The sequence below is a fragment of the Endozoicomonas sp. ISHI1 genome (assembly GCF_024606225.1).
Lineage (GTDB): Bacteria > Pseudomonadota > Gammaproteobacteria > Pseudomonadales > Endozoicomonadaceae > Endozoicomonas_A.
Genome location: NZ_JAGRPU010000007.1, coordinates 1 through 15,880, shown reverse-complemented (window position 1 = coordinate 15,880; position 15,880 = coordinate 1). Strand labels below are relative to the sequence as shown.

General features: G+C 48.6%; 13 protein-coding genes. 9 read left to right on the top strand and 4 right to left on the bottom strand.

What is annotated here, in order from left to right; all coding sequences use genetic code 11:
• Positions 1-49 precede the first annotated feature (49 nt).
• A complete protein-coding gene (locus tag KBW69_RS06890) occupies positions 50-397 on the top strand; it encodes a hypothetical protein (protein WP_257280406.1) in 348 nt (115 codons plus the stop codon).
• Here the strand turns inward: KBW69_RS06890 and KBW69_RS06885 are convergent.
• The 4 genes from KBW69_RS06885 to KBW69_RS06870 all read right to left on the bottom strand — a co-directional run bounded on the left by KBW69_RS06885 (position 357) and on the right by KBW69_RS06870 (position 7,222).
• Entirely contained in the window at positions 357-812 is a 456-nt protein-coding gene (locus tag KBW69_RS06885; protein WP_257280405.1) for a DUF29 domain-containing protein, read from the bottom strand. The two genes, KBW69_RS06890 and KBW69_RS06885, sit on opposite strands and share 41 nt — an antisense overlap.
• 308 nt (positions 813-1,120) lie before the next feature.
• Positions 1,121-2,377 (bottom strand): valine--pyruvate transaminase, encoded by a 1,257-nt coding sequence (locus KBW69_RS06880; protein ID WP_257280404.1) that lies wholly within the window; start codon positions 2,375-2,377, stop codon positions 1,121-1,123.
• 292 nt (positions 2,378-2,669) lie between these two features.
• A complete protein-coding gene (locus tag KBW69_RS06875) occupies positions 2,670-4,889 on the bottom strand; it encodes a hypothetical protein (RefSeq protein WP_257280403.1) in 2,220 nt (739 codons plus the stop codon).
• 356 nt (positions 4,890-5,245) lie between these two features.
• Complete coding sequence (locus KBW69_RS06870) at positions 5,246-7,222, bottom strand: hypothetical protein (RefSeq protein WP_257280402.1); 1,977 nt, start codon at positions 7,220-7,222, stop codon at positions 5,246-5,248.
• A gap of 656 nt (positions 7,223-7,878) precedes the next feature.
• On the opposite strand from KBW69_RS06870, the gene KBW69_RS06865 reads away from it, so the two are divergent.
• From KBW69_RS06865 to KBW69_RS06845, 8 genes are all read left to right on the top strand, one after another.
• A complete protein-coding gene (locus KBW69_RS06865; RefSeq protein ID WP_257280401.1) occupies positions 7,879-9,519 on the top strand; it encodes a C2H2-type zinc finger protein in 1,641 nt (546 codons plus the stop codon).
• Between the two features lie 176 nt (positions 9,520-9,695).
• The gene (locus tag KBW69_RS06860; protein ID WP_257280399.1) at positions 9,696-11,396 is read left to right on the top strand and encodes a C2H2-type zinc finger protein; all 1,701 of its coding nucleotides are present in this window, start codon (positions 9,696-9,698) and stop codon (positions 11,394-11,396) included.
• Positions 11,374-11,556, top strand: a complete 183-nt coding sequence (locus KBW69_RS23680; RefSeq protein WP_373690676.1) for a transposase — start codon at positions 11,374-11,376, stop codon at positions 11,554-11,556. Before KBW69_RS06860 ends, KBW69_RS23680 begins: the two co-directional genes overlap by 23 nt.
• 37 nt (positions 11,557-11,593) lie before the next feature.
• Entirely contained in the window at positions 11,594-13,276 is a 1,683-nt protein-coding gene (locus tag KBW69_RS06855; protein WP_257280398.1) for a C2H2-type zinc finger protein, read from the top strand.
• Positions 13,277-13,310: 34 nt separating this feature from the next.
• Complete coding sequence (locus KBW69_RS23675; RefSeq protein ID WP_373690678.1) at positions 13,311-13,577, top strand: transposase; 267 nt, start codon at positions 13,311-13,313, stop codon at positions 13,575-13,577.
• Complete coding sequence (locus KBW69_RS06850; protein ID WP_257280397.1) at positions 13,484-15,004, top strand: C2H2-type zinc finger protein; 1,521 nt, start codon at positions 13,484-13,486, stop codon at positions 15,002-15,004. The genes KBW69_RS23675 and KBW69_RS06850 overlap by 94 nt, the downstream gene beginning before the upstream one ends.
• A gap of 34 nt (positions 15,005-15,038) precedes the next feature.
• Positions 15,039-15,164 (top strand): transposase, encoded by a 126-nt coding sequence (locus KBW69_RS23670; protein WP_373690677.1) that lies wholly within the window; start codon positions 15,039-15,041, stop codon positions 15,162-15,164.
• Positions 15,165-15,201: 37 nt separating this feature from the next.
• On the top strand, positions 15,202-15,880 hold a 679-nt coding region (locus KBW69_RS06845; RefSeq protein ID WP_257280396.1), incomplete at its 3' end, for a hypothetical protein.

Below are 15,880 nucleotides of genomic sequence, written 5' to 3'. Positions count from 1 at the left end.
GCGAAGAAAAACGAGCTATGGAACTAGCTGTTAATGTAGATTTGAATGGATGGATTGCAAGCCGGAGTCCTCTGTAGGGGACAATTTCGAGACAAAGTTTGATCTGACTTCAGATCGGGGCTTTCGTCTGCCTGCCGGTCGGGGTTCACGGTGGCAGATTGAGTTAGAGGGTACCGATACCGTGACCGCCGTGATTATGGCGGGGGATTATGAGTCGAACCAAGCGCAAGCCAAGACAGGCTCTGTACCGTTTATGGAAAGATGCACCGCTGAACAGGGATGGTTCTGGCACAATCACGGTGGCTGTGCTTACTGTGAAGGCAACCGCCTGCACAAGCACCGCAGGCGCATGGCGGCTAGTGAGGCGGATTCTCTGGAAGAAAGTCATCGTGCATGACTGCTTCATACGTCCACGGACATTCTGAAGGGAAGGTTTCAAGGGGTAACTCGGTTTGCCTGGCCGCAAGGACGACGGCTTTTTTGTAGGCTTTTTTGTACAGTTCTGCCTTCCTGGGCTTCAGGCCGGGGTTTTCATCCAGTACATCTTTAGCCTTGGCTCTTTGCAAAATAATGGAGTCGCGCCAGCTTCTTGAACGTCGCTCTGGCTGATACTGCCATTTTAATAAATGCATGAGCAGTTGCATCAAGTGACTGGTCAATGAACGCGGCTCATGCTTCCCCATATCTTCCACTTCTTCGGCAAGGTTATCGAGATCGAGTTCGTCGAACCGGCGTTCTTTAATGAGTTGAGCCTGCTGTTTTGTCCAGCTATAGAAGTCGGACTCATAAAGTGTTTTCTGATCATTATTCATGGTGTGATTCCAGACAATCTCAGCCGGTCTATTCAGTTTATCAGGCTTATGAAAGAGTGAACAGGCGGCAGATAGCAGGTATTCTGCAAGCCCATTACCTCAAGCAGTCACCTAACGTGCAACCCCCCCCATTCACTGGCAAAGCATCTTAAAACCTCTCCTGGCTGGCCTCAATCCCGTATTGACCTTAATTACGCTGGTTATTTTGGCCTCATCCGGATGGGTTCACTCAACCTGACACGGGGCTCATCAAGACCACTTGAAAGCCCCGCACTTTGAGCAGAGCTTTACGGTAGAATCAGGACCGATTATTGCCCCTGACAAGCCTTGCGAACTTCTTCAGCAATAATAGCAACACCACGCTCTACGGTTTTATTATCGCGAGCATACGTCATCCTCAGGCATTCATGCTTGTGCTGCCAGTCATCGTTGATGCCCGGAAAGAAATAGTGGCCGGAGACTACCAGAACGTTGCGCTTTTTTAGTCGTTCGTAGAGTTCCTGGTTGCTGATGGGCAGTCCCTCAAACCAGAGCCACAGGAACATGGCACCTTCCGGTGTGTGTACCTTCCAGTTGACGCCATTGAGATGCTTCTGCAATAAAGAAACAGCAAACCTGGCCTTGTTTTCATAATAAGGACGAATCACATTTTTGCTGAGATCAATGATACTGTCGTCACGGATCATATCCAGCACGATCAGGCTGCCAAAACTGTTGGGAGCCAGATTCATGATGGCGTTGATGCCCGATAATGCTTTGATAACCTGCTCGTTGGCAATAACGATACCGGTTCTGGCAGCTGGCAGGCCAAGTTTGGAAAGACTGAGGCAGAGAATAGTGTTCTCATTCCATTCCGGGTTGGCATCGCTGAAGATCAGGTTTGGGAATGGGGTTCCGTAGGCACCGTCAATGATCAGGGGAATGTCATGGGCTCTGGCCATTTCGTCCAGTCGGCTGACTTCCAGGTCGGTCAGGACATTACCGGTTGGGTTAGTCGGACGGGAAGCACAAAGTGCACCGGTACGTTCATCCACTTCCAGGCTGCTGAAATCGACATGATATTTGAACATGTCATCATTGATGATCTTGATTTCAGGCTTGTTAGCCAGGAAGAAGTTATCGCTCAGACCTGCGTCACCATAGCCAATATATTCAGGCGCCAGTGGCAATTGAATACAGCGATGGCTGCCATCATCATAATGACCGGCAAACATATTGAAGAGCATGAAGAACGCGGCCTGGCTGCCGTTGGTCAAGGCAATGTTTTCCGCTCCCAGTTTCCAGCCAAACTGACGGTTGAGAAAGCGGGCCGTCTCATGAACAAATTCTTTTTCTCCCTGGGGCGGGTCATAGGTGCCGATCAGTCGGGTGAACTCGGACTGACTGTCCAGAATTGTCTGAAGTCGCTGACGAAAAGCCTCTTCCACTTCAGGAATATGGGCAGGATTCCCTCCTCCCATCATAATCATATCCTGGCCGCCGGCCAGTGCATTGCCCAGATCATCCATAAGCTGGAGTATGCCGGTATGACTGGTAAATTTAGTGCCAAATGTGGAAAGCTTCATGCTTGCCTCAGGTTATCTGCATACAGCTGTGAACAGCTCAACATAAAACGAAAAGACTCTCGCTGATTACGCGGTAAAGTCCGGAAAGGAATATCCTGCCAGAGGCATTATTGAGTGAAAATTGCCGTCAGGGTGCGAGGTTGTCGCAAAAGTGCTGTGCTCTTGGGCAGGAGATACCTCGGGAGTTTAACTGAGATTGTGTTGCTGTGCATAAGATATTTTTAGCGCTGCGTCCTGCACCCTGCCTCATCGTATCAGTCGAGACAGGAGTTCCGGCGGACGGTTTACGCGTTTACAACTCAGCCAGAGGGTCATTCATAACTTGCAGATGGTCATCCATATGTTTCATATCGATAAGAGGCTCCTTCTGGGGAGAACGTTTATTTTTGACCTTGTAGTAGGTGATAGCGGCAATACCAGCAGCAAAAACCAAAACTCCACCAACGACGGTCAGTGCTTTTTGCCAGGGCTTAAAGCCTGACGAACTGCCACCTCTGCGACCATCCGAGAACTCAAGACTTGCCGGAGTTGAATTGTTGTAGGTCGGCTTTAGTTCTGTCACAAGACTTTGTGAATGGGTGGGCAGGTTTCTGGCTGGTGATGGACCGGGCTTGGTGTCGTTAAGTCTGGCATTTCTGCCCTTGGAAATTTTATCTTTAGTATTGTTACTCCGTTTTTTAAAGGGAGTTGAGTGGGTTGGCGACGATGTGCCCTTAAGATTTTTCTCTGAGCTTGTCAGTATCGATTTCAAAGCAGATTCAGTGCTTAAGGAAAAGCCAGAGGTTAATGGGTTCGGTGTCCCGGAATTAACATGGGTTGTTGTAGCAGAAGTAATAGACTTAATCGAGCTGAATAGCCTGCGGAATGATGAAGTAAACATTGTTGGGTGAGTGAAGCTACCTGGACAGGAGGTGATCCCATCAGAAAATACAAAGCCACCGATAATGTTAGTATGTTCAAGCTGGTGGCAGGGATCATTACCGAGTGCATTAAACTGGTTGTTGCTGTCGCCTGACAGTGTCACAGGCAGTGTCAGATCGTTCCGGCGTTCTATGGACACCAGCTCGCCAAGAAGCTGGTTTGATTTCAATACCAGCTTTTGATAACCGGTCAAAGACAGTGCTGCCTGATAACCCCTGATAAGATTGCCCGTCATATCGACGGTCAACGGGGCTCGCCAGTCTTCGCTGCTCTGGTCCGGGCCATGAATGCTAATGCCTTTTGCATTAACGTCACTGACTTTTGTCGTTACAAACTCACTGTTGACAATGCTGACTGTAACGTGTTCGGGAAGAGCAAGGTTCATGGCTTTTGGCGCATTCCCCAATATGTAATTGTCCTTGAATTCTATGGCCCGAATAAACTCGCTTCGGGGTGAGGTATCCCGGTAGGTAAGGTTAATATCCACAGCCGTTTCAACGGGATTTTTTTTGTTGTAGCAGGAATAGACCTGATTGTTCGAAAAGCCAACCAGGGTTCTGTTCGTGAACAGTGCTGAATCTACGTTTTCCGATTCATCGGCTAGAGAAAGGCTGATGGCAGGCTTAAGGATTTGAAAGAACTCATTCCTGAAAATATTGGCCATGTAGCCATTAGCCGGGACTTTCAGGGATTTCAGGTTCAGCTCTCCTTTCAGCATCTCAGTGTACACTTCGTGGCTGGCAGTAGTGATAATCTTCGAATCAGCTTCGCAATGTTTGCCAGCATCTTCCATAAAGGCGTCCAGTGCAGGTAACGTGGTCAAACCCGTGATCAGGATGCCTGCACCGTTAAAGTGAATCAGCTCACCTTTGAAAAAAACTTTTTCGCTGTTATGGTGGTAGCGTCTGGACCAGGACCAACCGCCATCTCTGCAGTCATGTTTGTACTCAATTTTCTTCATCAGGGCAGCAAAATAGCCGTCTGCCAATGAACCGTCACTGCGGTCCAGTGGCACCCCGATGAGCATTTGCCCTGCTTTTAAATGGATGGTTTCTTTGACCTGAAAGTGTTCAAGCCAGCTACCGGGCAGGACCGAAGGCAGATCGTCGTGGCTACCGGCAATGACCGGCCGTTTCGAAGCGCAGTCTTCACCAGCGGAAACAGGTTCTGACTTCATGCCGACACCCACCAGAAGAAATGCGGTGTTGGTGGTCTCTTCCCATGGTCTGTCAGAATTGAACTCATCAATGCTTTCGTCGAGGTAGTTGATTTTGCTTTCGTCGAAATAGCTTTTTTCGGTCGGGGTGTAGATAACACATCGGTCAATGGATTGTCTGGTCCTGACAGAGACTTGCCTGAGTGCTTTTAGAGTTGCCTGTACCATGGCTTCTGAGGTGAGCAGGTCCTCGCCTAAGGGTTTTCCTTTGCACAACTCGGAAAGTTCCAGTCTGCCTGTTGCGGCAGTGGTTTGAGGTTGGGTGGCACTGTAAGTGGGGCTCGCGGTTGTTGCAGTGGTGGGGAAAGCTGGGGAAGATTCAACAAATAAGGCCGTTATAAAAATAATAATGCAGAGAGACAGTAAGTATTTCATGGCGTCCTCATTACACAATAAGTGTCGTAAAACAAAAACGGTTAGTACTAATAATCATTCATGCCGAAATATGGCTGCAGCTTGATCTCAAGCAGGTACTATTGTTTTTGTTAGATAATGTTTTTATTTGCTAAGAGAGTATAGTCGGTGTTATTCGGCGGTAGGATTTTTTGAAAAGTGATTATTTTCATTTCGCGTAAGACTATAGCTGATCAGGGCGGGGGAGGATATTAATGTCTGAAATCATTACTCTTCAGGGGCGAAATTAAGAAGTACGTTCGACCCACAGCGGCGAAGTTTATACCTTCACCGGAGATAATCATCCCTGTCAAAATATAACTGCTGCTCAGTGCCCATTAAAGATCATCTTGAGACCTCAAGCGGTACCATTCGGTAGGAGGTGTCAGTAAATAGAGTTTCATTTTGTATCTGAAATAACCGAGAACAATAGCCGTAGGCACAATAGCTAAACCGCCAACGACTACCAGCGAGGTTTGCCAAACGTTCAGACTCGTCGAACTATCACTGACTTTGTCATCAAGGGACTCAAGATAACTTGCCTCCGTCGCATTGCTGAAGACTTGCCGAATTCCTGTCACGAGTCTTTGTGAACTGGTGAGCCGTTTTCTGGTAGATGGTTTTTCTGTCTGGGAATGTACAACCGGTGTTGTGACAGAGTCAGAAGATTTTACAGAGCTGAATGTCTGCGGGTATAAGGAAGTATACATTGTTGGGGGAGTGAAGCTACTTGGACAGGTCGTAGTAGCGTCGGAAAATATAAAGCCACCGATAATATGAGTATGTTCAAGCTGGTAACAGGGGTGGTCATTGCCCGCCTTAAACTGGTTGTTTTTGTCGCCTGCCAGTGTGACCGGCAAAGTCAGATTCCCATGGCGTCCAATGGACACCCGATCGCCCAGAAGCTGGTTTGAGTTCAACACCAGCTTCTGATAGCCCGCCAAGGACAGTGCTGTCCGATAGCCTTTTATAAGATTGCCCGATAGATTGGCGATCAGTGGGAATTGCCAGTTCTTTCTGCTCTGGACCGGGCCGGCAAGGCAAATACCTCTTGAACTCCTGGCACTGACTTTTGTCGTTACAAACTGATTGTTGCTGATGTCGGCTTTAACGTGTTCGGGAAGAACGAGGCTCATGGCCTGTGGTGCATTCCCCAGGATGTGATTGTTTTTGAATTCCAGGGCCCGGATAAACTCGGGTTGCGGTGAGGCATCCTGGTAGGCGATATCAATATTCAGGGCCTTTTCAACCTGACCTGTGTAGCAGGAATAGACTTTATTGTTCGAAAAGCCAACCAGGGTTCTGCCGCTAAACATCCTTGAATCGACGTCTTCGGATTCATCCGCAAGAGAAATGCTAACGGCGGGCTGAAGGATTTGGAAGAGCTCATTCCCGAAAATATTGAGCATGTAACCTTTATGCGGAACTTCCAGCGATTTCAGATCCAGTTCTCCTTTCAGCATTTCACTGTGCGCCTCGTGGCTTGTGATGTGGAAATACTTTTCTTCATCTGCTCTCCAACAATAATCTTTCATGCGAAGGTATGCCCCAAAAGTATTGTGTAATGCAGGCAATGTGGTTAAACCAGTGATCAGGATACCTGCACCACTGAAGTGAATCAGCTCCCCTTTATAAGTCGTACTTTTCCTGTAGTAGCCTTCATAGAGGTGACTTGGATTACAGTGATGTGTGGGTTCAATTTTTCTTTGTACGGCAGCAAAATAGTCATCTGCGAATGAACCGTTACTGCTGTCAAGTGGTACCCCGATCAGCATCTGTCCGGTCTTTAAATGAAGTGTTTTTTTGATCTGAAATTGTTCAAGCCAGTTACTGGGCAAGACTGAAAGCTGACCCTCCTTTTGGCCGGCAATAACCGGTTTTTTCAAAGCACAGTTTTCTTCTGCTATGATCGTTTCTGACTTCATACCAACACCCACCAGTAAAAAGGCGGTGCTGGTGGTATCTTCCCATGACTTGTTGGCATTGAATTCAGCGATTTCTTCGTCGAGGTAGCTGTCTCTGAGCGGGGTCTTGATAACACACCGATCGATGAGTTGTTTAGAGGTAGCAGAGACCTGCTCAAGCGCTTTAACAGCCGCTTGTTTCATGGCCTCCGTAGTGAGCAGATCCGGATGCTCAATATTACCTGAGCACAACTCGAAAAGCTTCAGATCGCCCGCTGAGGCAGTGGTTTGATGATGGGTGTCGTTAAAGGTAGGTCTCAGGCTTGGTGAAGTGGTAGGCAAAGCCGGAGAAGATTCAGAACACAGGATCGTAACAAAAGTGATAATGAAAAGAGACAGTGAATGCTTCATGACGTCCTCATTACACAATATTTGTCGTAGAACAAAAATGGCCAGTACAGACAATTATTCATACTGAAACAGGACAGCGGCCTGATAACAGCCAGTTACTATCGTTATTCGGGAGAATGGCTTTACTTGCCAAGGGAAGAGTATAGGTAGCAGGTAAGAATATAAACAATAAAAGTCATTATTATTTAGATTGTTCTATGACCAGGATAGACTGAAAAATAGATGATAATAGAGTTGCGAACCAAAGCCTCCTGAGATCCAGCGGCGTGAGACTCGTTTTATATTGAAGATTAATGGTCATATTGAAGAGCTAAAAATAACCCCCACTAAAATTTTAATCTGTGTCGATTATGGCTCCATAATTCATCTGCTTCGCCAGCAGGCCACTTGTAGTGGCCATATCTATTTGTATGATGGCTTTGTCGCCTCGGGCTTAACATCTGGTTCTCTGCTCAGCTCTCTGCTCAGCTCTCTGCTCAGCAGTCGTCATCACATCCCGCATTCGACGATTCAGGTGAACCTCATCGGGACCAGGTAATCGCCTTTCTGTAGCTCTGTGATCGTCTCTGAGTACATCGCTTTGCTAAAAGTATTATTTAACGACAGTTGTCATGTATAAAGCATCGGCGTTTCAGTAGAACTTCAGCACGTTTACTATGGATAGGAGAATCCACGAAAAACCATGTTTTAGTTCCTTACTCCTTATTCTCTCGTCTATCCTCACTGCTCCTATCCATAGAAAACATAAGGATAGAGCCATTAAAAGCCTACTCCTGCACGTATTGGTCTTTGTGCCTTTCGTCTGCCCGATTGAGCTGCAGACCCACCGTTTCATTGTTGAAGTTAACCAGAACAGGGCTCTGACAATAAAGACTGAGCCGGGCATATTATCTGCGATGCCAATGACCGATGGGAAGCCGATGCAAAACGAACCATTACACATTACCCGCACAAACGGATATTCAGGTGCAGGCACGCCACTCGGTGACAAATCCTGTAGGCGAAACAAATTTCAGATCATCACTTTGATGTACGGAACAGGCGACGGTAACTATTCCCGGACAAAGGGGGCAGAAGATTATGGTCAGTCCTTCGATAGACATTCAGAAAAATCGCATTATCTATACGACAACGATCATAATGATGAAAATTCGGGCCGACCCACCGACTCCCGACATAGCCTTAATGAAAATTGCCATGAACAGCCCTGCTGTAATCGACAAGGACGCTGTGTCTTCGCTCCCTCCACAAGTACCCAGTGTCGTTCAACCTCAGACGACTCTTTTGTTTGCAGAAAAGATGTCTGTTTGCAAACAGGCGATCAGGAATCTGGCCCGGTAAGCCATCCTGCTGAAGGTTCGTCCTTTGTCTCAGGAGCTGACAGCACAACCGGCCCATCATTAACATTAAATCCATCTCCTGCGAAAAAACAAAGGAAGGCAGGCTCCAAAAAATACCGATGTGTTCACCCCGGCTGTGAAAAATCACTCGGCTCTATAGGCTCATTGAACAATCACAAAAGTCAATATCACACAGGGGAGCAAACCTGCCCTGAGTGCCAGAAGACCCTGCCAAACAATCAAGCCCTGTCGGATCACAAAAGAAAAGATCATACCCCGGAGCAAACTTGCCCTGAGTGTCAGAAGACCCTGCCAAACGCTCAAGCCCTGTCGGCTCACAAAAGAAAAGATCACACCCCGGAGCAAACCTGCCCTGAGTGCCAGAAGACGCTGCCAAACGCTCAAGCCTTGTCAATTCATAAAAGTCAATATCACACCGGAGAACAAACCTGCCCTGAGTGCCAGAAAGTCCTGCCAAACGCTCAAGCCCTGGCGTGCCACAAAAGTATATATCATACCCCAAAACAAACCTGTTCTGAGTGCCAGAAGAGCCTGCCAAACGCGAAAGCCCTGATGACTCACAAAAGTCAATATCACACCGGAGAGCGAACCTGCCCTGAGTGCCAGAAGACCCTGCCAAACGCTCGAGCCCTGACGACTCATAAAAGACAATATCACACCGGAGAGCGAACCTGCCCTGAGTGCCAGAAGACCCTGCCAAACGCGAAAGTCCTGACGACTCACAAAAGTCAATATCACACCGGGGAGCGAACCTGCCCTGAGTGCCAGAAGACCCTGCCAAACGCGAAAGTCCTGACGACTCACAAAAGTCAATATCACACCGGGGAGCGAACCTGCCCTGAGTGCCAGAAGATCCTGCCAAACGCGAAAACCCTGTCGGATCACAGAAGGCAACACCGAAAACGAAAGCTTGACGACGCAAAGTCTAGTGATTGATTGCTGCTTGTCACAGGCTCAGCAGGGAAGGGCGCTGTATACGGTTGGGCATGATCTGAAGTGTAATGTTCACGTCCATCTGTCTAACACCCGCGGCGGGTTAACCTTATTCTCTCGTCTATCCTCACTGCTCCTATCCGTAGAAAACAGAGGATAGAACGATTAAAAGTCTACTCTTGCAGGTATTGGTCTTTGTGCCATTCGTTTGCCCGGTTGAGTCGCAGACTTACCGTTTTACCGTTGAGGTTAACCTGAATAGGGCTTCGACAAGCCAGAGTTTTTCTATAAAAACTGAGCCGGGCACATTATCTGCGATGCCAATGGCCGATGGGAGGCCGGTGCGAAACGAACCCTCACACATTACTGGCACAGACGGATATTCAGGGTCAGGCTCACCACCTGATGACAAACCCTGTAGGCGAAACAAATTTCAGGTCATCACTATGATGTACGGAGCGGGCGGCGGTAACTATTCCCGGACAACGGGACCAGAAGCTTATGGTCAGCCATTCAATACGCATTCAGAAAAATCGCATTCTCTATACGACAACGACCATAATGATGATAATTCGGGTCAGCCCACGGACTCCCGACATAGCCTTGACGAGAATTGCCATGAACAGCCCTGTTGTCATCGACAAGGACGATGTATCTTCGCTCCCTCCACAAGTACCTGGTGTCGTTCAACCTCAGATGACTCTTTCGTATGCAGAACAGATGTCTATTTGCAAACAGGCGATCAGGAATCTGGCTCGGTAAGCCATCCTGAAGAAGCTCCAACAGTGGTCTCGGGAGCTGACAGCACAACCGGTCCATCATTAACATTAAATCCACCTCCCTCGAAAAAACAAAGGAAGTCAGGCTCTGACAAATACCGATGTGATTACCCCGGCTGTGAAAAATCATTTAGCTCTCAAGACTCATTGAGCACTCACAAAAGGCAATATCACACCGGAGAAAAAACCTGCCCTGAGTGCCAGAAGATCCTGCACAACGTGAAAGCCCTGTCGAACCACAGAAGAAAAGATCACACCCCGGAGCAAACCTGCCCCGAGTGCCAGAAGCCCCTGCCAAACGCGAAAGCCCTGGCCGATCACAAAAGAAAAGATCACACCCCTGAGCAAACCTGCCCCGAGTGCCAGAAGATCCTGCCAAATGCTCAAGCCCTGACGGCTCACAAAAGTCAATATCACACAGGAGAACAAACCTGCCCTGAGTGCCAGAAGATCCTGGCAAACGCGAAAGCCCTGTCGGATCACAAAAGAAGTGATCACACCCCGGAGCAAATCTGCCCTGAGTGCCAGAAGACCCTGTCAAACGCCAAAGCTCTGTCGAATCACAAAAGTCAATATCATACCGGAGAGCAAACCTGCCCTGAGTGCCAGAAGGTTCTTCCAAACGCTCAAGCCTTGTCGGTTCACAAAAGGAAAGATCATACAAGAGAGCAAACCTGCCCTGAGTGCCAGAAGACACTGTCAAACGCTCGAGCCCTGTCGGTTCACAAAAGTCTATATCACACCGGAGAAAAAACCTGCCCTGAGTGCCAGAAGGCTCTGCCAAACGCTGAAGCCTTGTCGGTTCACAAAAGAAAAGATCACACCCCAGAGCAAACCTGCCCTGAGTGTCAGAAGACCCTGTCAAACGCTCGAGCCCTGTCGGTTCACAAAAGTCTATATCACACCGGAGAAAAAACCTGCCCTGAGTGCCAGAAGACCCTGCCAAAGGCTCGAGCCCTGTTGGATCACAAAAGAAAAGATCATACCCCAGAGCAAACCTGTCCTGAGTGCCGGAAGATCCTGCCAAACGCGAGGGCCCTATTTGATCACAGAAGGCATCACCGAAAACGAAAGCTTGATGATGCAAAGTCAAGTGATTGATGTCTGCTTGTCACAGGCCAGAGAGGAAAAGGCACTGCAAACGTTTGGGCATGGTCTGAAGTGCAATGTTCACGTCCATCTGTCTATCACCTGCGGCGGGTTAACCGATGACAAATCTCGTCTATCCTCACTGCTCCTATCCATAGAAAACAAAGGATAGAACCATTAAAAGTCTACTCCTGCACGTATTGGTCTTTGTGCCTTTTGTTTGCCCGGTTGAACCGCAGACTTACCGTTTTATCATTGAGGTTAACCGGAACTGGGCTTCGACAAGCCAGAGTTTTTCTATAAAAACTGAGCCGGGCACATTATCTGCGGTGCCAATAACCGATTGGGGGCCGGTGCAAAACGAACCATCACACATTAGCGGCACAAACGGATATTCAGAGTCAGGCTCACCACCCTATGGCAAACCCTGCGGACGAAACAAATTTCAGATCATCACTTTGATGCACGGAACGGGCGGCGGTAACTATTCCCGGACAACAGAGCAAGAGGATCACGGTCAGTCATTCAATAGAGATTCAGAAAGATCGCATTATCCATGCGACAACGACCAAAATGATGAAAATTCGGGTCGGCCCACAGACTCCCGACATAGCCTTAACGAAAATTGCCATGAACAGCCCTGTTGTCATCGACAAGGACGCTGTATTTTCGCTCCCTCTACAAGTATCCGGTGTCGTTCAACCTCAGACGACTCTTTCGCTTGCAGAACAGATATCTGTTTGCAAACAGGCGATCAGGAATCTGACCCGGTAAGCCATCCTGAAGAAGCTCCAACAGTGGTCTCGGGAGCTGACAGCACAACCGGTCCATCATTAACATTAAATCCACCTCCTTCGAAAAAACAAAGGAAGTCAGGCTCTGAAAAATACCGATGTGATTACCCCGGCTGTGAAAAATCATTTAGCTCTCAAGCCTCATTGAGCACTCACAAATGGCAATATCACACCGGAGAGCAAACCTGTCCTGAATGTCAGAAGACCCTGCCAAACGCGAAAGCCCTGTCGGTTCACAAAAGTCAATATCACAGCGGAGAGCAAACCTGCCCTGAGTGCCAGAAGGCCCTGCCAAATTCTCAAGCCCTGACGGCTCACAAAAGAAAAGATCACACCCCGGAGCAAACCTGCCCTGAGTGCCAGAAGATCCTGCCAAACGCGAAAGCCCTGTCAGCTCACAGAAGTCAATATCACAGCGGAGAGCAAACCTGCCCTGCGTGCCAGAAGACCCTGCCAAACGTTCAAGCTCTGTGGAATCACAAAAGAAAATATCACACCGGAGAGCAAACCTGCGCTGAGTGCAAGAAGATCCTGCCAAACTCGAAAGCCCTGTCGGATCACAAAAGAAAAGATCACACCCCAGAGCAAACCTGCCCCGAGTGCCAGAAGACCCTGCCAAATGCTCAAGCCCTGACGGCTCACAAAAGTCAATATCACACGGGAGAACAAACCTGCCCTGAGTGCCAGAAGATCCTGACAAACACGAAAGCCCTGTCGGATCACAAAAGAAGTGATCACACCCCGGAGCAAATCTGCCCTGAGTGCCAGAAGACCCTGCCAAACGCCAAAGCTCTGTCGAATCACAAAAGTCATTATCATACCGGAGAGCAAACCTGCCGTGAGTGCCAGAAGGCTCTGCCAAACGCTCAAGCCTTGTCGGTTCACAAAAGGAAAGATCATACAGGAGAGCAAACCTGCCCTGAGTGCCAGAAGACCCTGTCAAACGCTCGAGCCCTATCGGTTCACAAAAGTCTATATCACACCGGAGAAAAAACCTGCCCTGAGTGCCAGAAGACCCTGCCAAAGGCTCGAGCCTTGTCGAATCACAGAAGGCAACACCGAAAACGAAAGCTTGATGATGCAAAGTCAAGTGATTGATGTCTGCTCGTCATAGGCTCAAGAGTGAAGGGCACTGCACACATTTGGGCATGATCTGAAGTGCAATGTTCACGACCATCTGTCTATCACCTGCGGTGGGTTAACCGATGACAAAACTCTTATCCGCTCGTCTATCCTCACTGCTCCTATCCACAGAAAACAAAGGATAGAACCATTAAAAGTCTACTCCTGCACGTATTGGTCTCTGTGCCTTTTGTTTGCCCGGTTGAACCGCAGACTTACCGTTTTATCATTGAGGTTAACCAGAACCGGGCTTCGACAAGCCAGAGTTTTTCTATAAAAACTGAGCCGGGCACATTATCTGCGGTGCCAATGACCGATTGGGGGCCGGTGCAAAACGAACCATCACACATTAGCGGCACAAACGGATATTCAGAGTCAGGCTCACCACCCTATGGCAAACCCTGCGGACGAAACAAATTTCAGATCATCACTTTGATGCACGGAACGGGCGGCGGTAACTATTCCCGGACAACAGAGCAAGAGGATCATGGTCAGTCATTCAATAGACATTCAGAAAAATCGCATTATCCATACGACAACGACCAAAATGATGAAAATTCGGGTCGGCCCACAGACTCCCGACATAGCCTTGACGAAAATTGCCATGAACAGCCCTGCTGTCATCGACAAGGACGCTGTATCTTCGCTCCCTCCACAAGTACCTGGTGTCGTTCAACCTCAGATGACTCTTTCGTTTGCAGAACAGATGTCTGTTTGCAAACAGGCGATCAGGAATCTGGCCCGGTAAGCCATCCTGCTGAGGGTCCGACCGTTGTCTCGGGAGCTGACAGTACAATCGGTCTGGCATTAACATTAAATCCACCTCCTGCGAAAAAACAAAGGAAGGCAGGCTCCAAAAAATACCGATGTGATAACCCCGGCTGTGAAAAATCATTTAGCTCTCAAGCCTCATCGAGCGCTCACAAAAGGCAATATCACACCGGAGAGCAAACCTGTCCTGAATGCCAGAAGACCCTGCCAAACGTTCAAGCCCTCTCGGATCACAAAAGAAAAAATCACACCCCGGAGAAAACCTGCCCTGAGTGCCAGAGGACCCTGCCAAACGCTCAAGCCCTGTGGAATCACAAAAGAAAAGATCACACCCCAGAGCAAACCTGCCCTGAGTGCCAGAAGACCCTGCCAAACGCTCAAGCCCTGTCGGCTCACAAAAGAAAAGATCACACCCCAGAGCAAACCTGCGCTGAGTGCAAGAAGATCCTGCCAAACTCGAAAGCCCTGTCGGATCACAAAAGAAAAGATCACACCTCAGACCAAACCTGCCCTGAGTGTCAGAAGACCCTGCCAAACGCTCAATCCCTTTCGGATCACAAAAGTCTAAATCACGGCGGAGAGAAAACCTGCCCTGAGTGCCATAAGACCCTGCCAAACGCGAAAGCCCTGTCGTCACACAAAAGAAAAGATCATACCGGAAAGCAAACCTGCCCTGAGTGCCAGAAGACCCTGTCAAACGCGAGAGCCCTGTCGACTCACAAAAGTCAATATCACACCGGAGAGCAAACCTGCGCTGAGTGCCATAAGACCCTGCCAAACGCGAGAACTCTGTCGGTTCACAAAAGAAAAGATCACACCCCAGAGCAAACCTGCGCTGAGTGCCAGAAGACCCTGCCAAACGCTCAAGCCCTGTCGATTCACAAAAGGCAGCACCGAAAACGAAAGCTTGATGATGCAAAGTCAAGTGATTGATGTCTGCTCGTCATAGGCTCAAGAGGGAAGGGCACTGCACACATTTGGGCATGATCTGAAGTGCAATGTACATGTCCATCTGTCTATCACCTGCGGCGGGTTAACCGATGACAAATCTCGTCTATCCTCACTGCTCCTATCCATAGAAAACAAAGGATAGAACTATTAAAAGCCTACTCCTGCACGTATTGGTGGTTGTGCCTTTCGTTTGCCCGGTTGATCCACAGACTTACCGTTTTATCGTTGAGGTTAACCAGAACGGGGCTTTGACAAGCCAGAGTTTTTCTATAAAAACTGAGCCGGGCACATTATCTGTGATGCCAATGAACGATGGGAGGCCGGTGCAAAACGAACCATCACACATTACCTGCACAAACGGATATTCAGAGTCAGGCTCACCGCCTGATGACAAACCCTGCAGGCGAAACAAATTTCAGATCATCACTTTGATGTACGGAACGGGCGGCGGAAACTATTCCCGGACAACGGAGCCAGAGGATCATGTTCAGTCATTCAATAGACATTCAGAAAAATCGCATTCTCTATACGACAACGACCATAATGATGAAAATTCGGGTCGGCCAATAGACTCCCGACATAGCCTTGACGAAAATTGCCATGAACAGCCCTGCTGTCATCGACAAGGACGCTGTATCTTCGCTCCCTTCACAAGTACCTGGTGTCGTTCAACCTCAGATGACTCTTTCATTTGCAGAACAGATGTCTGTTTGCAAACAGGCGATCAGGATTCTGGCCCGGTAAGCCATCCTGCTGAGGGTCCGACCGTTGTCTCGGGAGCTGACAGTACAATCGGTCTGGCATTAACATTAAATCCACCTCCTGCGAAAAAACAAAGGAAGGCAGGCTCCAAAAAAT

Excerpts from the sequence above, each read along its gene's own strand:
- KBW69_RS06890 (WP_257280406.1), top strand. The coding sequence starts at position 50 with ATGGATTGCAAGCCGGAGTCCTCTGTAGGGGACAATTTCGAGACAAAG.
- KBW69_RS06885 (WP_257280405.1), bottom strand. The coding sequence starts at position 812 with ATGAATAATGATCAGAAAACACTTTATGAGTCCGACTTCTATAGCTGG.
- KBW69_RS06880 (WP_257280404.1), bottom strand. The coding sequence starts at position 2,377 with ATGAAGCTTTCCACATTTGGCACTAAATTTACCAGTCATACCGGCATA.
- KBW69_RS06875 (WP_257280403.1), bottom strand. The coding sequence starts at position 4,889 with ATGAAATACTTACTGTCTCTCTGCATTATTATTTTTATAACGGCCTTA.
- KBW69_RS06870 (WP_257280402.1), bottom strand. The coding sequence starts at position 7,222 with ATGAAGCATTCACTGTCTCTTTTCATTATCACTTTTGTTACGATCCTG.
- KBW69_RS06865 (WP_257280401.1), top strand. The coding sequence starts at position 7,879 with ATGGATAGGAGAATCCACGAAAAACCATGTTTTAGTTCCTTACTCCTT.
- KBW69_RS23680 (WP_373690676.1), top strand. The coding sequence starts at position 11,374 with ATGATGCAAAGTCAAGTGATTGATGTCTGCTTGTCACAGGCCAGAGAG.